This is a genomic window from Cutibacterium sp. LaCa_255, assembly GCF_057458005.1.
On sequence record NZ_CP190956.1, the window covers coordinates 2,752,028 to 2,768,941 of the forward strand.

At 60.3% G+C, this 16,914-nt stretch carries 16 protein-coding genes; 5 read left to right on the forward strand and 11 right to left on the reverse strand.

Going from position 1 to position 16,914, the window contains the following annotated elements:
• The first annotated feature begins 99 nt into the window (after positions 1–99).
• The gene (locus ACP8ML_RS12515) at positions 100–801 is read left to right on the forward strand and encodes a (2Fe-2S)-binding protein (RefSeq protein ID WP_065672906.1); all 702 of its coding nucleotides are present in this window, start codon (positions 100–102) and stop codon (positions 799–801) included.
• On the opposite strand, the gene ACP8ML_RS12520 is transcribed toward ACP8ML_RS12515, so the two are convergent.
• A complete protein-coding gene (locus ACP8ML_RS12520; RefSeq protein ID WP_117188423.1) occupies positions 750–1,433 on the reverse strand; it encodes a hypothetical protein in 684 nt (227 codons plus the stop codon). The genes ACP8ML_RS12515 and ACP8ML_RS12520 overlap by 52 nt on opposite strands.
• Positions 1,434–1,630: 197 nt before the next feature.
• Between ACP8ML_RS12520 and ACP8ML_RS12525 the strand changes: the two genes are divergently transcribed.
• The 4 genes from ACP8ML_RS12525 to ACP8ML_RS12540 all read left to right on the forward strand — a co-directional run bounded on the left by ACP8ML_RS12525 (position 1,631) and on the right by ACP8ML_RS12540 (position 5,456).
• The gene (locus tag ACP8ML_RS12525) at positions 1,631–2,980 is read left to right on the forward strand and encodes an aminotransferase-like domain-containing protein (protein ID WP_171048521.1); all 1,350 of its coding nucleotides are present in this window, start codon (positions 1,631–1,633) and stop codon (positions 2,978–2,980) included.
• 248 nt (positions 2,981–3,228) lie between these two features.
• Complete coding sequence (locus ACP8ML_RS12530; RefSeq protein ID WP_065672909.1) at positions 3,229–4,176, forward strand: D-alanine--D-alanine ligase family protein; 948 nt, start codon at positions 3,229–3,231, stop codon at positions 4,174–4,176.
• On the forward strand, positions 4,169–4,882 hold the full coding sequence (locus ACP8ML_RS12535; RefSeq protein WP_063279858.1) for an SURF1 family protein: 714 nt from the start codon (positions 4,169–4,171) through the stop codon (positions 4,880–4,882). The genes ACP8ML_RS12530 and ACP8ML_RS12535 overlap by 8 nt, the downstream gene beginning before the upstream one ends.
• 127 nt (positions 4,883–5,009) lie before the next feature.
• Complete coding sequence (locus ACP8ML_RS12540; RefSeq protein WP_371258408.1) at positions 5,010–5,456, forward strand: DUF3817 domain-containing protein; 447 nt, start codon at positions 5,010–5,012, stop codon at positions 5,454–5,456.
• A gap of 218 nt (positions 5,457–5,674) precedes the next feature.
• Here ACP8ML_RS12540 and ACP8ML_RS12545 read toward each other — a convergent pair whose 3' ends face one another.
• The 10 genes from ACP8ML_RS12545 to rpmH form a co-directional block, all read right to left on the reverse strand.
• The gene (locus tag ACP8ML_RS12545) at positions 5,675–6,604 is read right to left on the reverse strand and encodes a ParB/RepB/Spo0J family partition protein (protein WP_065672910.1); all 930 of its coding nucleotides are present in this window, start codon (positions 6,602–6,604) and stop codon (positions 5,675–5,677) included.
• Complete coding sequence (locus tag ACP8ML_RS12550) at positions 6,601–7,593, reverse strand: ParA family protein (protein ID WP_065672911.1); 993 nt, start codon at positions 7,591–7,593, stop codon at positions 6,601–6,603. Before ACP8ML_RS12550 ends, ACP8ML_RS12545 begins: the two co-directional genes overlap by 4 nt.
• 1,489 nt (positions 7,594–9,082) lie before the next feature.
• On the reverse strand, positions 9,083–9,721 hold the full coding sequence (gene rsmG / locus ACP8ML_RS12555; protein ID WP_065672913.1) for a 16S rRNA (guanine(527)-N(7))-methyltransferase RsmG: 639 nt from the start codon (positions 9,719–9,721) through the stop codon (positions 9,083–9,085).
• 1,597 nt (positions 9,722–11,318) lie between these two features.
• On the reverse strand, positions 11,319–12,347 hold the full coding sequence (locus ACP8ML_RS12560; protein WP_117188325.1) for an alanine racemase: 1,029 nt from the start codon (positions 12,345–12,347) through the stop codon (positions 11,319–11,321).
• A 1-nt stretch (position 12,348) separates the two neighbouring features.
• Positions 12,349–13,476, reverse strand: coding sequence for a lipid II:glycine glycyltransferase FemX (locus ACP8ML_RS12565; protein ID WP_333490126.1), 1,128 nt, complete (start codon positions 13,474–13,476; stop codon positions 12,349–12,351).
• Between the two features lie 246 nt (positions 13,477–13,722).
• Positions 13,723–14,337: a Jag family protein gene (locus ACP8ML_RS12570; protein WP_065672915.1), complete on the reverse strand. Its 615-nt coding sequence runs from the start codon at positions 14,335–14,337 to the stop codon at positions 13,723–13,725.
• A gap of 76 nt (positions 14,338–14,413) precedes the next feature.
• Complete coding sequence (gene yidC, locus ACP8ML_RS12575) at positions 14,414–15,493, reverse strand: membrane protein insertase YidC (RefSeq protein WP_016666590.1); 1,080 nt, start codon at positions 15,491–15,493, stop codon at positions 14,414–14,416.
• Positions 15,493–15,966: a membrane protein insertion efficiency factor YidD gene (yidD, locus tag ACP8ML_RS12580; protein ID WP_016666591.1), complete on the reverse strand. Its 474-nt coding sequence runs from the start codon at positions 15,964–15,966 to the stop codon at positions 15,493–15,495. The genes yidC and yidD overlap by 1 nt, the downstream gene beginning before the upstream one ends.
• Positions 15,963–16,409, reverse strand: a complete 447-nt coding sequence (gene rnpA, locus ACP8ML_RS12585; protein ID WP_117188321.1) for a ribonuclease P protein component — start codon at positions 16,407–16,409, stop codon at positions 15,963–15,965. Before rnpA ends, yidD begins: the two co-directional genes overlap by 4 nt.
• A 6-nt stretch (positions 16,410–16,415) precedes the next feature.
• Positions 16,416–16,550, reverse strand: a complete 135-nt coding sequence (gene rpmH, locus ACP8ML_RS12590) for a 50S ribosomal protein L34 (RefSeq protein WP_004810058.1) — start codon at positions 16,548–16,550, stop codon at positions 16,416–16,418.
• Between the last annotated feature and the right edge of the window lie 364 nt (positions 16,551–16,914).

Sequence of the window (16,914 nt, forward strand, 5' to 3'; positions counted from 1 at the left end):
ACCCCGCTCGCTGCGAAGGATCAGCGTTTTACCGACGCCCCGGGTCCAAAAATCCCAATTCAGCTGCTCCTGCCACCGTGGGGGAAGCACCATGGGTGCGTGGACATCATCGATCTGACTGCAGCGGGTTTCGACGAGTGGGTCAGTGTCGAAAACCACCGATCCAACGAGGCCCCCGCCAATTCCTGGCTTCCCGCTACCCAACTGGTGACGCCCGAGGTCATGGACCGTCGCATCAACCACACCCACGAGGCCCTGCTGGCCCAACGCCACGAGGGAAGGGCCGGTCACGGTCACGATGTCGCCGCAGCTCCCGGTCCAGTTCCCCGTCGGGTCGCCTTGTCCGCCACTCAGTTGGGAATTGTCGCCAGGCTCGTCGTGCCAGTGGTGACAGCACGGGCTCTGGGCCACGATGTCATTTTCCCCCGCCTGGAGGATCTCTGGTTCCAGGATGTGCTTCAGGCTCCGATTCCGGTGTCAGTGGCCTGGAAACCAGGATCGGCGAAAATCACCGACTCGGCAGTGGAGAGGATCACGGATGCTTTCATCGTGGCCGGGCTGAGCAAAATTATTGCTCGCGACAACCTCGCGTCGGCCGTGAGCACGTCGGTGGTCATGATTTCCCGCTGCCGTCCTGATCTACGCCAGGCCGCCATCGACGCTGCGACCGAGTTGTTGATCATGGTCGACCCTCGCCCTGGTATTACTGCTGGTCCAGGGTTCCATCGACGTAGTTGCTGTCTCTACTATCAGGTGAGCGGCTCGCGAATGGCCTGCTGCGGAGACTGCGTCCTGGTCTGAATAAAAGTCGCCGGCGGTTCGTGATCATGGCGCACTGAACCCGTCGGCCATCGCAATCGACCGACGTCAGCTGGAGCAAGTCCGTTACCACGCAGCCACCCGAACAAGCGTTCCGCCCACGTCTCCTCGGTCTTGACTGACCTACGCAGATCCAGCCTCATCCGTCGAACGGGCCCCGCGCACATGGGGTCGGCCTCCTGGAATCCCCACGACTCCAACCAGGTCACCGGCGCAAGCCGCCGATCAACCCATGGTCCGACGACAGCACCGGCCTCGATGACCGGAACCGACCCGTTCAGGCGTGCTGCCAGGAACGAGGTGCGTACTCGCCCCCAAGAAACATCATTTCGATGAGGCAGGAAGCCCACCAGAACCGCTCCCCCGGGTGTACGGGGAATTTTCGACATCGGGTGTTCGACGGGAAGACAGGATTCGGGTGCCACCAGGATGATCCCGTCGACCTCGTCTCCGTGCCGGCTCGCGACCCCGAAGAACCCCCAGGCTCGGCATGCGGCGTCAGCCCAGTCAGGAAGGGACGAGTCGGCGTCAATCCCCCAAGGACGAAGATTTCCGGAAACACCAAGGGATGCGGCATCTTCCCTCGCCAGAGTCGTCAGGTGTCTGACTCGCACGATGCCTCCTTCGTTGATCCCCAACATGCCCTGTGGCGGTGAACACTACCGACAGGGCTTTCTGTGACGCCCTGTGGGTGAAATAGACCACACTCGTACGAGTGTCATTCTAGATTTCCGAGGCATTGGTGGGGCACAGTGGGAGGGTGAGCAGCACAGACCACATCATCAGGAAGCCTGTCCCTTCGACCGACGACGTGCGCATCAATGCCGCTGCCGCTGCTGCTCCCAAAGCCGCCGAGGCCATCACAAGCCGTCGCGTCGATACCACCTTCGACAAGTTCCATGATCGCTACTCCATCCGCACTCTCGGTCTGAAGACCTCCCCGGTTCGGGCTCTCTTCGCGGTGGCGAACCGTCCCGAAGTCGTCTCGCTGGCCGGTGGCATGCCGAACATCGCCGATCTTCCCCTCGACGTCGTCGGTGAGTCGTTGAAGGAGCTCGTCGACACCCGCGGTGCCGTCGTCATGCAGTACGGATCGGGCCAGGGCGAGCCGGAGATCCGCGAGCACATCTGCGAGGTCATGGCCGTCGAAGGTCTCATCGCTGACCCCGACGACGTCACCGTCACCTGCGGGTCCCAGCAAGGACTCGACCTCGTGACTCGAATCTTCTGCGACCCGGGTGACGTCATCATGGCGGAATCGCCGTCCTACGTCGGAGCGCTCAACACCTTCGCCTCGTACGAGGCCGAGGTCATCCACGTCGACATGGACGACAGCGGCCTGGTGCCGGAGTCGCTGCGCGAGGAGGTGACGGCGGCCCGTCGTGACGGCAAGTCGGTCAAGTTCCTCTACACCATTCCCAACCACTCGAACCCGTCGGGAATCTCCCAGTCGGCCGAGAGACGACGTGAGATCCTGGCCATGGCAGACGAGCTCGACCTTCTCGTGGTCGAGGACAATCCGTACGGTCTACTCAATCTTGACGAGGATCCCTTGCCGACCCTGAAGTCGATGGATCCCGAGAACGTCGTCTACCTAGGCTCGTTCTCCAAGACCTTCGCTCCGGGGTTTCGCGTCGGGTGGGTGCTAGCCCCGACCTTCGTGCACGACAAGCTGGTCCTCGCCCAGGAATCGGCGACCTTGTGCCCGCCGGTCTTTTCCCAGTTCGCCATTTCCAGCTACCTGACCCACTGGGACTGGCGCGGACAGGTCCGAAGCTTCATCGACATGTACCGCATCCGTCGCGACACCATGTTGGCTTCCTTGGCCGAGCACATGCCTGAGGGGACGACGTGGACTCGTCCGTCCGGTGGATTCTTCGTCTGGTTGACGATGCCTGGAGCGGTCGACTCGGCGGCTATGCTCCCTCGGGCCGTCACCAAGCTCGTTGCCTACACCCCGGGAACGGCTTTCTACGCCGACGGACGGGGACAGCGCAATATTCGGCTGTCCTTCTGTTACCCGACGCCTGAGCGGATCAAGGTCGGAGTCGAGAGGCTTGCCGGTGTGATGCGCGAGGAGCTCGAGATCGCCGAGACCTTCGAGCTGGCTGATGGTCGAAGTCGTTCCCGCGATCTTGGGCCTGGACCAAACCTCGCCTGATTCCGCACGGACGGTTCCGCGGTCTGTGAGGGTCTCGCCCCCGGGTCCGACGCCGTGTCCAGCTCACCGGACAATGACTCATGGGACCGCAAGGTTCACCTGGCCACTGACTGAGAAATCGGAGATTTGTCGATTTATCTGCGAATCGATGTGAAGAATCCGCGTATGGCCGCGGTTGTGTGCCCTGTCTGGCTGTCACGGGAGGGTCGGTATCCCCATCATCGTCATGACGCTGGTTGAATGGTTCCATGTTGCAACCAGTCGTCGTCCTCGCCGGGGGGCTCAGCCACCAGCGCGACATTTCTCTGAAGTCAGGTCGCACCGTTGCCCAGGCGCTGCGGCGAGTCGGGCATGAGGTCGTCGAGGCCGACATCGACTCCTCCCTCATCGAGACCCTACGTGCCAACGACGGAGCCGTCGTCTTCCCCATGCTGCATGGCGGCCTGGGAGAGAACGGCGCCCTTCTTGAAGTCCTCAAACTCATGGGCATCCCCTATGTGGGGTCGGGACCGGCAACCTGCCGTATTTCCTTCGACAAGTCCATTGCGTCACGAGCTGTTGCTGCCGCGGGTGTCGTCACGCCGCAGCAGGCGGCTCTCCCCCACGACATTTTCCGAAAGCTTGGAGCTCGGACCGTCATCCGGTCCATCTTGGAACGGTTCGGACTTCCAGTCATCGTGAAACCAGCTCGGGGAGGCTCGAGCTTGGGGGTCACGAAGGTCGACGATGCCGCAGACTTCCCCCAAGCCATCGCCAATGCGTACGCGTATGACGACATGGCAGTCGTCGAGGAGTTCATCACCGGTACTGAGCTGGCAATTGGCATGATCACGACCTCCGAGGGGACGCGAGTGTTGCCTGCCGTGGGGATTCGTCCGGTCGGCGGGGTTTATGACTACTCGGCGATGTACACCGGGGGCGAGACCCGTCTGACGGCTCCCGCCGACATCAGTGACGAGGCTGCCGAGGCTGCAACTGAGATGGCCCGCATCGTCCAGCGCGTGCTGGACTTCTCCGGCATTTCTCGCGTGGACGCCATCGTCGATGAGTCTGGTCGTCCGGTGTTCCTGGAGGCTGGCGCTGCTCCCGGCATGACGGCAACGTCCCTTGTCCCCGTGGCCATGGAAGCTGCTGGCCTGGATCTCGGCGAGGTGTGTTCGCAGCTTGTCGACGACGTCGCCCGTAACCATGGTTGAGCACAGCACGACTTCACGATCCAGCTCTGCTATTCGTGTCAAGCAGACGCTGATCATGCTGATCGGCACAGTGCTGGCCGGGGTGATGGTCGTCCTCGGCCTGTGGCAGATGAATGTCTTCGAGTCCCAGCAGAACAATTCCACCCAAGCCCGTATAGATCAGCCTGTCATCACGTGGAACAAAGCTCCCAAACGAGCTGACGTCATGGCCCAGTACGGGCGTCGGGTGAGGATCACCGGCACCTTCAAGCCATCGACCAGCACAATGGTGGGGACATCATGGCCTGTCAGAGCCGTCGAGGGAATGCGTCTCACCTCAGGTGAGACGATCGCTGTCGTCAGAGGCCAGATTTCCAAGGGTCAAGAAATTCCCTCAGCTCCCTCGGGCACCGTCACACTCACGGGTGTCCTGGCTGCTTCGGAGTCCGACGAGCACCGCAACCCACAGATGCCGGCGGCTGTGCTGCCGTCGCTTCGATTGGAGGTGCTGACCCAGACGTGGCCGCAACCATTGGTGCCGGCAACACTGACCCTCATCGAGCAAGATGCTCGTGCCCAAGGTCTGTCCCCTGCCCAGCCCGTGCTTCCCAAGGGAGATGGCGGCGAACGCAATCGTGGTTATGCCCTTCAATGGTGGGTGTTTGCGATCTTCACGATCGCTATGTCCATTGCCTTCACCAGAGCAGCGGGGAAACACAAGGATTGACTGGTGGCCGGTTCAGAGCCGGTTGGCCGGCATCAGTACTCTGTTTCACGTGCAACATTGCGACGACGTGACCAGCGACGACTTCTACGCTGCCTCTTCAACAAGCGAGGCAATAGACACGAGTGACGTGCGTGGCAGTGCCCACGATCATGGGTCCAACCCCGGTTCGACTGGGAGCGCTGCTGACGCCGAAACAGAGCCGTGGATCGAACCTGACGACATCTCTGGGGTACGCAAAGCCTTGATCGTCTACCGAGTCATGGCCTATCTCGTGGGCACCTTCTTGGTCGTCCTGGTGTGTGTCGCAATGCCACTGAAGTACGCGGCCGGAAGGCCGACCATGGTCAATATCGTCGGCGTCTCTCACGGATGGCTCTATCCCGTTCTCCTCATCACGGCCTACATCTTGGGACGCAAGGCAGGATGGCCGCTCACGAGGTTGCTCATCATTGCCCTCGCTGGAACCGTGCCGTTTCTGTCCTTCGTTGCCGAGCATTTTGCCCGTAAGGATGTCGACCGCCGTATTGACGAGGCAAAGGACTACTGGGCTCACCACGAAGTACCCGCTAAGTGACGCGGCTTCCGTTTCGGAGGCTACGTGAGTCGATGCCCCCAAGAGCTCAACCACAGCGAGCCCAGGGGCCTGGACATGCCATCAACTGCCCGTAGCTCCTCGAAGCATGGGAGGCCTTCGCCAGTCGTGTGGACTCAAATCCCCTGATCACCAATCACCCATGACAATGTCCCTGGCCACCGCTTCAGCATCAGCCAGGGACATTCGTCATGTGATTATCACTTTGACAATATATCGATAAGTCGCTCTAACTCGTCATCATCGCTGAATGCCATCGTGATCGTGCCCCGACCGTTGCGACGCTTCACCTTCACCGCCGTCCGGAAACGCTGGGACAGCTCATCTCCCAACTTCATCGCCTCCGTGTCCCTCCCAGGCTTCTTGCGCTGATGCGGCTTGACCTCGGTGGTGTCATCCAGTGTCTGCCGAACGAGTTCTTCTGTGGCGCGTACTGACAAGCCTTCCGAGACAATGCGATCGGCTATCTTGCTCTGGAGGTCTGGATCATCCAGCGACAAGAGGGGACGCGCGTGCCCAGCGGTGATATCACCCTCGAGGAGTCGCTTCTGAACACCTGAACTCAGCTTCAACAGGCGGATCGAATTGGCAATTTGCGAGCGAGAGCGCTGAACTCGCTCAGACAGCTCGTCCTGAGTACAACCAAAATCATTGAGCATTTGCTCGTACGCCGCGGCTTCTTCCAACGGATTGAGCTGGACGCGATGGAGGTTCTCGAGAAGAGCATCTCGAAGCATGTCCTGGCTCGCTGTCGTACGTACGATCGCGGGAATAGTCGTCAGACCAGCCTGACGGGTCGCACGCCACCGCCGCTCACCCATGACGAGCTCATATCCATCGTCAACAGGCGTGACAACCACAGGCTGCAAAACGCCCACCGTCTTGATCGATTCTGTCAGCTCCGTCAGGCCATCGTCGTCAAAGATTTTGCGTGGCTGTTGGCCATTTGGCCGGACCTTGTCAACATCAATGAGCGCGAATCGTGATCCTTGGACTCTATCTTCCGCAGCGGCGTCCGCGAAGTCTCCCTCCTCCTCGGGGATGTCATCATCATCGTCATCGAGATCAGTCCTCTGGAAGAACTCCCCAAAACCGCGGCCCAGTCCGCTGTGTTTTGCTCCCACAGTCACAACTCCTTCGTCTCGGAGGTATCAACAGGCGAGTCTCCGCCATGCTTACTGGAATCCGAGACAGGCGCGTGTCGCTTGGCGAATTCTGCTGCCGCCTCCCGGTATGCGACGGCGCCGGCGGACTTCGGCTCGTAGGTCAGAACACTACGGCTGTAGCTTGGCGCTTCCGACACACGGACGGACCGCGGAATCCGCGCCTTCATCGTTTCGCGTGCAAAGTGGGTCCGGACCTCCTCATCCACCTGCGTGGACAACCTGGTCCTGCCGTCAAACATCGTCATAAGTATCGACCCAAGGCGGAGATCCTTGTTCATCGCACGACGGACAGCGTCAATGGTGCGCATGAGCTGAGTAACGCCTTCAAGGGCGTAATACTCACATTGGATAGGGAGCAAAACCTCGTCTGCAGCGACGAGTGCATTAAGGGTCAGCAGGCCGAGAGACGGCGGGCAGTCGAGAATAACGTAGTCGACCTCGTGAGTCTTGAGATACTTACGCAGCGCTTTCCGTAAGCGGCGCTCCCGCCCCTTCACATCAACAAGTTGGAGCTCTGCTCCGGAAAGATCAATCGTAGCCGGTACGACTTCGAGACCGGGCGCCTCCGGGCTCTCCTTGGCGACGAGGGCAATATCCTCCTCATCAATGAGGACCTCGTACGTTCCCGGTGTACCTGCCTCGTGGTCGATCCCAAGAGCTGTCGATGCGTTGCCCTGGGGGTCGGTATCGATGACGAGCACTTTTAGACCACTCATGGCCAAAGCGACGGCAAAATTGATTGCTGTGGTGGTCTTCCCTACTCCGCCCTTCTGATTGGCTACAACGATCGTGGCGGGTCCGGTGGGACGGGGGAGTGTCAATGGCACAGCAGATGCCGTCGAGCCATCAGCACGGTCGGCTGCCGTATCCTTTGCGTCAGGCACCTCGGGCCCATCAAAGGCCGCCCGCTTAGGTGCTCCGTCATAGATGGGGACCTCGTCGGTCATGCGCATCCTTTCCGTTGCGAGCGGGAGTGACGTTTCACGTGAAACACCGTCGCTTGGTCACTCTACCGGGCACATCCGCCAGAACCAGAGACATTTCCCCACCTGTGGATAACTACTCATCTTCACCATGGGCACCTGTGGATAACCCCATACTCCTGGTGGATAACTAGACCATAGGCGATAGCTCAAGAACATACCGGCTGAAAAGCCGTCGAACCGTTCTGTCCGACAACCCCGGATCGCGACTCGTCACTGCTGAAACTCGTCATAGGCTACATCGTGCGACAGGTACCCTCAGGCGGATTGCCTCTCTTTATAACCACGTCGTGGGAATGTACATCGTCCTGCCAAGCGGACAGTCCGGCCTGCACTCATTCCTCCACCCGGACTGCCATGACGACGGCCGCTACCTACGGTTTCGCGACATGACCAACGAATCCAAGATGCCATCGTCCCGAGAGCCAATGGCCCATGATCACATTCCTTGGACTGCTCGAGATTCCGCCCTGTAAGGATGCTCCGCCGAATACGGGCTAGCAGTTCGGCTGCTCGATGAGCCTGACGTCCCAGCTGTTGAGTTGATTGCTCCGGCTGGTGAGGCTGTCGAACTGGTCGTTTTCGTGCACTGCCGTGGCTATCTGCCTCCAACATCCCCTCTGAAGGCGATGCGATCGACGGGAACGAATCTGGCTACATACCGGCAGACAGTGCCGCGACCTCGTTCAACACGGTGTTGTTGACGTCCGTCGACGCGGCACCAATAACGTTGGTCAGCACTGTGCTGGGTGATGTGAGCGGCAACCTCGCCAACAATGTTGGACGGCACAGTACCGGCTCAGGATGGCACCGATGGTCGTGGTGGTGTTGGTGACGCCAGTGGGAACAGTGACAGGAGTTGCTAGGGAGGAGACCAAGGTTCGTCGCTCGGTACGTATTGGCAAAGCCATGTCGATCAATACCGTCGGATCGCCTGGGAGATGGCGTCAACGCCACGCCTGGATTGGTGTTTCACGTGAAACACCGCCATTCCATCTCGCTCAGGTTGGATCGAACTGCCGGATCGCCCTAGCAACGCAGCCGGCAAAGCGCCTCATCGACCCAGACTCCAGCGGCCCCTTTCAAAATCACAGTCATACACCTACAAACTCCAACTACGTTTGCGGTACCAACTACGCTATGACGGCACTGTCGTTCACATACGGTCCTCGCCGTGAACCCAAATACTGCCATCGTCACTCACACGCCATTGAGTTCACCATCTCTCACCACATAACGGTCACAGTCTGCTAACCAGCACCCGCTCCTGGTGTATCCCGCCACCGCCTCGCGAACCAACGGTCATCCTGATGCCAGCACAGGATGGACAACCTTGACTCAGTTGTCATGAGAGCATTCGGCGACATCCGAGCTGTGATCTCACCTAGTCAGATAGCGATCACGCACACCTTCGTCAGGGATCTCGATTTGGATTCTCGCCCGTGAAGCCTGCGACTCCTCACGCAGATTCAGACCGACGGACGCGCACTGCGCGCGTCACTTCCGACGATGGATCGGCACGAACGAGAAGCACCTCTGCAGACAGATGGCGCTTGGAAAGCTCCTTCTTCGCTTTGGCCACTTCTTCCTCAGCAGACTGCCCCTTCAATGCCAGAAGACAACCAGTCTGTCCGAACAAGCCAGCCGTCCATCCGACAAGGGTCGCCAACTTCGCAACCGCTCGGGACACGACGACGTCAACCGAAATACCTGCATCCTCGGCCCGGTCTCGCACAATCGTCACCCGATCACCCAAGCCAAGCTCATCTACGACTTCGGTCAAAAAGTTGGACCGTCGCAGCATCGGCTCGACGAGGGTCATCTCCAAGTCCGGTCGCAAAACCGCCAGTGGAATACCAGGTAATCCTGCACCACTCCCGACGTCAGCGACTCTCGATCCTTGCGGAATCAGGCTTTCCAAGGCCGCACTGTTGAGGATGTGGCGCTCCCACAATCTGTCGACCTCGCGAGGTCCAATCAATCCCCACTCGACTCCTCGATTAGCCAATATATCGACATATCGTTTAATTGTTTTATAGCTGTCGCCATAAAGTCGTTCGGCTATCGTGTCGTCCGTCACCTCGGTCATGCCAAACATCCTGCCATGTCTGCATACAGTGAGGAGGCTCCCTCATTCACCATTCCTCAGGTACCCCGGTCGCCGCCTTCGGAGTCCTCGCGACCTGCCGATCCCACTGGCGCCAGCCATCACCATGCATGACAAGGCCCATCCCAACCCTCCGGTATCTCGGCCACATGATGTTCTGGGGGTCTTTGTTCCTCTCCTCGAACCTTTCATCGTCCAGATCTCTTCGGACTAAGAACTACCCAATAACGCTGACCCAGCCACCGATGAAACACTGGGCATAGCTGTTGAACCCTGACCGCGCCCATGATCACGTCGACAGGTATCAGGCCACGCATGATCACAAACATTCAGCATCGAATTCGAAGGACATGTGCCGGATAGCTCTCCCCGTCTTCATCCCCTGGCATGTCATCATGGCGCTTCAACATTGACTGCTGTGCCATAGAGGGCGGGGGAGTGGTTGCGAAGCTGTCCACTCCCAAGTGGTATCCATCCCATGATCAACCTGTCAAGCCTAGAGTCGGGCGCGCAACTACAGCAAAGACACTTGGCGAGTGAGGTCCCGTGCACACTCGGGCCCTGTGGGTCCTATGTCGCTCGCAGCCTCCACCCATCAAGGTTCATCTGATTAGTCAGCCGACCAGTCTCCTCACTTGCGAGATACCGTTGGTATTCAATAACTTGTACACAACGCAATTCCAGTCATGTGGTTCAGTGCCCCATTTCGCTAGCTTCGAGCACAAGGCTCCAGCACAACGGAATAATGACCCTAATCTTGAGTCATTAAGACTCAAGTTCTGAATACACCGTCCGTCGATGTGTACGGTCAACATGCAATCTCGCCAGTGTCGTGCCGCCAGCCAACAGCCTCACCACGACATTCTCGAATGCCATTTCGGATATCAGATCGGTTAGATCGTCACGCGATCTCCAGCCTCGAAGGATCAGCAACGCTCAGGCCATGGGCATGACGACAAACTGAGACTCCGCGGGAGGTATAACGGGTCACATACGACTTCCCCCACAACACAGCGCCGACTCATCCACATCCGACTGAAGCAGCACATAATCCAGCAAGACCCCAGGCGTCGAAGTGCGAACGACCGCAGCGGGAGCTTCTACCAGCAATCACGCTTCAGGCCGACGAAACCCTTCACAAGCTCCGATGTTCCACGTGGAACAGTTCCAGCCATATATAGTTTTGTCGATATATGGATTAATAACTATGACGTCGGAAATCCTCGTCCCCAGGCAAGAACCCGCAGTCCACGCATCCGCACCTTTCCCCACCTCTCTCAGGCGTCGCGGACCGGATGGCCAGCAGGACCCTCCGCACGGTCACCACCTACACCGCACGACTAGCAGCGTCACACGCACGCCAACGGATGACAAGAGGGGAGTGACCCCATCACAGATCCGGTTCGAACTCAACATAGGCATCGACAACCACACGCTTCACAAACTCCCGCCAACACAGCTCACACAAAGCCACACAGCCACCAGCCCCCTGCCACTCATGGCTTATCATCACACCGCTCGCAGAGCGCTCAACACTCAGCAGCGCGCAGAGACAGCACACACGCCAGGGACGTGCGGCCCCCGCATATCACTTCACGCGAATCTCATCGAAGGTCGCCGTCGTCATACGGACGTTCACCGGCACCTCGTCGCCAACCTGGGCGGGCTCTCCGGGACCTCCGATGAAGACCATCGAGGAATGCATGTGGGGAGGCTCTGCGAAGACCGGGCGCCGTCCAGCAATGGTGAACGGGCTCGTCACCCGTCCCACCATCTGCTGCAGAGCCTCAGCCCCCGGGATGAGCCATTGCCGCAAGGACCCGGCAGAGATCGGCGCCGACAAGGCAACGCCATGGGCCGTTCCTCCCGATACCACGACAATGTATCCGTCAGCACGGGTCTTGATTCGGTGATAACCAACCGGCGTTCCCTTGGGCAGCCAGTGGATGTCCAGAACCGTTCCCGTCACCCGGTAAGCGTCGACGTCACCCAGCCACAGCCGGGTCCCGACACGCATCCGCACCGGGACGTCGAGTTCCTTCGACAGCGTCTTGTAGTCGTCAAGGCCGAGATGGGAGAACCAGATACCGCGTGAGGCCAACGGATGACGCTTGACGATCCGCGCCATCTCGCGACCTTCATCGAGTGCCGCCCCTGACGGAAGGTGAATCGTCCATCCACGCACGTTCAAACCGTCAAGATCCAGTGCCGCGACTTCATCTGCGCGCACACCGTGGCGATGCATGGAGGTCTCCACCTCGACGAGGATGGGTGCGCCCGGCGCAATCTCACGCACAGCGGCCACGTCTTCAGCCCTCGAGATCGTCGTGATGACCTTGGAATCGCTCAACAGCTCAGTGGCCACCTCGTCACCGGGTCGCCACGGGTTGAGGACGACAACCTCCTTGTCCCAGCCATGCTCACGGACCGACACCACCTCTTGGGCCACGCCAACGGCAATGATGCCGACACCGAGGCGCTGCGACTCCTGCACCGTCAATGCGTGTCCGAATCCGTACCCATTTCCCTTGGTCACAGGCACGATTCCCGGGCAGGAATCAACGAATGCCGCCACGTGACTGTGCCAGCGTTCCGTATCAACAGTGAGTTTGAGCATGTCAGCGTCTCTTCATGTAGAAGTCAAAAGCCTTGTAAAGGATGGGGTTGATCGGCTTGTCCCACTCGCCGGGGAAGGCCACCGCCTGGCCACCGCTGCCCACCTTGAACTGGATAAGTCCGATCTCCGGATCATCAGCACCAACACCGGCGACGATGCCACGCATGTCGTACACAGCGCATCCCGCTTCATTGGCGGTGCGAATCATGGCCCACTGAATGGCGTTGGATCCACGCACCTCACGCTTAGCCGTGGTCGATGCGCCATAGGAGTACCAGGCGTGCTCACCAACGGTGACGAAGGTCGTCGAGGCGACGAGATCTCCTTCATGCTCGGCGAGGAAGACCTTCATGCGACCCTCTTCCTCAGCATTCAGAACGTCCCACATGTGCTCGAAGTACTCCAGCGGACGTCCCGTGAACCCATCACGCTCGGCGGTCTCCAGGTAGACCTCGTGGAATCGCGGCAAGTCTTCACGGGTTCCGAGCTTGACCTCGACGCCAAGCTTGTTGGCTTTCTTGATGTTGCGACGCCACAGCTGATTCATACCCTTGAGGAGCTCGTTCTCAGTCTTCTGAGTGCCATCCTCGTGGCGTAACGGAAGCTGGAAGTTGAACTGCGGCTGTCCGGCGGCGAATCCGTGGCCACTCTCGTCAGTCACCCATCCGCCCTGCTTAAGCACCGACATGACGCGCTCACCCTCAGGGGTCGTGACGTCCGGTTCCACCTCAGTCAGTGAGGTGACGTTGTCGTCGGCGATGGCGTCCTTGATCGTCTTGGTACCCCAGATATGGTGCACGACGGCCGGCCCGATACGCACGGCGAAAGCTTGGCGTTTCTTGACGTGGGCAACCAGGGCGTCAAAGTGCCCGGCGATGTCGTCGCGGGACCAGTCGAGGACCGGTCCTTCCGGCAGATAGGCCAGGTGACGAGGCAGCTTGGGGAGCTTGCGGTAGAGGATCAATCCAACACCGGTGAGCTCGTCACCGTCGTAGAACCCGATCCGTTCACCTCGCCACTCCGACTTCACCCGCGCCCATGCCGGGGTCTGCAAGAAAGAAGCTGACCCTCGGGCCGCAATGAACTCGAGCATGATAGGGACGGAAATGGGGCGAACGGAAATCGTCACTCTTCCGACTATAACGTCGGAATAATCCCCTCATCAAAGATGACAGCCACGTCTGACGGCTTGATCGGCTCAGCCCCGGGACCACTCCTCACGTCAGCAGGGATGGGCGACCGTGGTCATCTCGGAAAAACGTGGGCAACGTGCAGTGGAAGAAGGTACGGAGACGTAGGGATCCGTGCACAACGAGAGAGCCCGGCGGGCATCACACCCACCAGGCTCCACGCTTGTGACTCGACTAAGTATGCGTCACTGCTCCTGCGTGATGACCACGTGACGCTTGGGCTCGACACCCTCGGACTCGCTGACGAGCCCCGCGGCCGCAACCGCGTCATGCACGATCTTGCGCTCGAAGGGGTTCATGGGAGCCAGGTGAGCCGGCTCACCGGACTCCTTGACCGACTGAACTGCCTCAGTTGCCAGGGCCACTAGCTCCTTGCGACGCGACTCCCGGTATCCGGCAATGTCGAGCATGAGGCGGGAGCGATGCCCGACCTCGGTCATGACGGCCAAGCGGGACAGCTCTTGCAGGGCCTCCAGAACCTGGCCGTCCTTGCCGACGAGGGTCTGGGAATCCGTGACGATGGAGATGTGGGCTCGCCCGCTCTCCACATAGGTGTCGATGTCACCATCCAGGTCGGCAATGTCGAGGAGCTCCTCGAGGTAGTCGGCGGCAATGTCACCCTCCTCATCCAGAGGGTCACCAGACTGCTCGTCGTCACTCTCTTCATCGTCCTCGTCCTCGACGTCATCCCCTGACTCGAGGTCGACGTCGTCGTCCTCAATCTCCTCGACATCGATATTGCCATGGTTCTCAACCTGATCGACGTCGAGCTCCTCGATGCGCTCGCTGCTCTCGCTCATCGTTGTTCGTTACCTCTCAAAATCAACCAGTCATACTGGTCAGTGGAATGGTTCATGACGGGTCCGGGGCCCGGCCTCACTTCTTGCGTTGGGCTCGCGTCTGCTTGGCCGGCTGCTGACGACGGACGACCTGACGGCCACCACTGGCGTCCTTGCGTACCGTCTGACGGGTGACACCCTGACGGGCAACCATCGGCTTCTCGCCATCCTCAGCAGTTGCCACCGGAGTGGGAGCGACGACCTTGCGGCGACGCTTCTCACGACGGGCACGCTCGATCTCGTCGGGATCCTTACCCTTGGCGATCATGCGCTCACGCCAGTCGATGTAGGCCGGGGTGTTCGGCGTCGGGTTGTTACGAATGAGGATCTCCTGCTGACCGAGAGTCCACAGGTTCGAGGTGCACCAGTAGAGCATGACGCCGATCGGGAAGCTCACACCGGAGAACAGGTACATCAGCGGGAAGAGGTAAATCATCATCTTCTGCTGCTGTGCCATCGGGCCGGTCAGGGACTCCGGCGGCATGTTCTTCCGCATCAGCTGAAGCTGGGTGTAGAACAGCGTCGCCACCATGATGATGATGAGGACCAGGGCGACGACCTGGGTGCCGCCGAAGCCGTCGTTCATCGGCAGGAAGCGACCGGCCAGCTCAGCGCCGAAGAACTTGGCGTGCTGCAGGGACTCCATGAGCCCCGGATTCTCGGTGAAGAAGTGACCGCGGGCGATACCGCGGGAGGCGCCGTCGAGCACGCGGAACAGGGCCAGGAAGATCGGCATCTGCAGCAACACGGGGAGACAGGACGCTGCCGGGTTGACCCCTTCCTCGCGGTAGAGGTTCATCATCTCCTGGCCGGCACGTTCCCGGTCGTCGCCGTACTTCTCCTGGATGGCCTTCATCTTCGGCTGGATGAGCTGCATCGATCGCGCAGAGTTGATCTGCCTGACGAACAGCGGCACCAATAGCAGCCGGATGAAGATCGTCAGACAGACGATGGCCAACGTCCACGACACGCCAGAGTCGCGACCGAACAGTGGCGACCACAGGTAGTGGAAGAGGACGAGCAGGCCGGACACCGCCCAGTACAGCGGCACCATGATGGCGTGACCCATCGCATGGAGGGCGCCGCCCAGGCCGAGTATGACCAGCGGGTTGAGCATCAGTTCTCACCTCGGGTGTGGGAAGGGGTACCCATGTGGGTACTCCCCGGATCGGTGTGTCCGGGGATGGTTCGTGGGACCGATCCGCGATCCCTCGGGTCATCACCCGTCAGGTCATCGGTCGGTTTCTTTGTGGAGCGCGCGAGCTCGGGGTGGAGTTCACGCCATTGCCTCGCCTCGGGGGTGCCCGGCACTGGGTCATACCCGCCGTTGGACCATGGGTTGCATCGCAGAATCCGCCAGATGATCATCGGTGTCGCTCGGAACACTCCGTGCACCTTCAGGGCTCGCAGACCGTAGGCGGAACAGCTCGGCTCATACTTGCAGACGTCTCCGTAAAGCGGCGAGATGAAGGCACGCCAGCCTTTGACGAAGCCAATGGCCAGCCACGTGAGGGGACGAAACCGCCGCAACGTGCCCCACACGCCGCTGCTGTGATCCGGTCGCCGTGCCGGTACCGCTGCAGCCATCATCGAAGTTTCCGCAGTGCCTGGTGCCATGCGCCGTCGAGATCCTTCGCGACTCGACCCGGTTCGGTTGCGGCAGTCGGCAGAGCCCGCACGACGACGACGGTGCCGTCCGCGAGTTCGTCGACGAGGGGACGACACAGGTGCCGCAGGCGCCGCTTCACACGATTGCGGGTGACGGCATTACCCACGGCCTTGGAGACGACAAAACCGACCCGGGGCGCAAGCTCGGATCGGGAAGTGATCGGTCCGTCGGACGCTGATGGACCACCGGTACCACAGTTGTCCACAGTGGCTGTGGACAACTCGGTGATGTCGGTCGGATCGGGCTGAACCTGTGCACATCGTCCAGCGTGGACGACGAGAGTAGGACGGCCTGATCTGACGCCCCCGCGGACCGCGGCGCGGAAGTCACCGGGACGGTGCATCCGCGACCGGGCGGGCAGCATGGGGACTCAGGCCGACAGCTTGGCGCGACCCTTGCGACGACGAGCGGCGAGGATGCCGCGGCCGGCGCGGGTGCTCATGCGGGAACGGAAACCGTGGTTACGGGCACGACGACGATTGCTGGGCTGGAAAGTGCGCTTCACGGGGATGTTCTCCCTTGTGTCTCGGGGATCACCCGGGGGATCGACACGAGCCGGTCCCATGTGTCCGGGGCGCCCGGATGGGCGCAGGGGAAGTGGACGCTGAAGACAGCGACCGGACAACTGTACGTTGTCGACCCCGTCATCGGCAAACTGACAATCTCGCAACGAGTAGTCATCGAACAACACCCATGAAACCACAGTCATGTAGTCCTCTGACCCGCTTGACAAGCCACTCAAACCGGTTGCGGATGGACCCGTGACTCACTAGCGTTCGACAGTGCGGTGCCCCTCCGGTGCCTTGACACACGGGTTGTGGAAAACTGTGTGGACAACTCTCGACGACTTCTAGGGAACAGGTGGTGGA

What these genes read in the sequence shown, in the direction of transcription:
- ACP8ML_RS12570 (WP_065672915.1), bottom strand. Translation starts at nt 14,337, where the DNA reads ATGAGCGAGAGCAGCGAGCGCATCGAGGAGCTCGACGTCGATCAGGTT.
- yidD (WP_016666591.1), bottom strand. Translation starts at nt 15,966, where the DNA reads ATGATGGCTGCAGCGGTACCGGCACGGCGACCGGATCACAGCAGCGGC.
- ACP8ML_RS12530 (WP_065672909.1), top strand. Translation starts at nt 3,229, where the DNA reads ATGTTGCAACCAGTCGTCGTCCTCGCCGGGGGGCTCAGCCACCAGCGC.
- yidC (WP_016666590.1), bottom strand. Translation starts at nt 15,493, where the DNA reads ATGCTCAACCCGCTGGTCATACTCGGCCTGGGCGGCGCCCTCCATGCG.
- rnpA (WP_117188321.1), bottom strand. Translation starts at nt 16,409, where the DNA reads ATGCTGCCCGCCCGGTCGCGGATGCACCGTCCCGGTGACTTCCGCGCC.
- ACP8ML_RS12550 (WP_065672911.1), bottom strand. Translation starts at nt 7,593, where the DNA reads ATGCGCATGACCGACGAGGTCCCCATCTATGACGGAGCACCTAAGCGG.
- ACP8ML_RS12535 (WP_063279858.1), top strand. Translation starts at nt 4,169, where the DNA reads ATGGTTGAGCACAGCACGACTTCACGATCCAGCTCTGCTATTCGTGTC.
- rsmG (WP_065672913.1), bottom strand. Translation starts at nt 9,721, where the DNA reads ATGTTTGGCATGACCGAGGTGACGGACGACACGATAGCCGAACGACTT.
- ACP8ML_RS12560 (WP_117188325.1), bottom strand. Translation starts at nt 12,347, where the DNA reads ATGCTCAAACTCACTGTTGATACGGAACGCTGGCACAGTCACGTGGCG.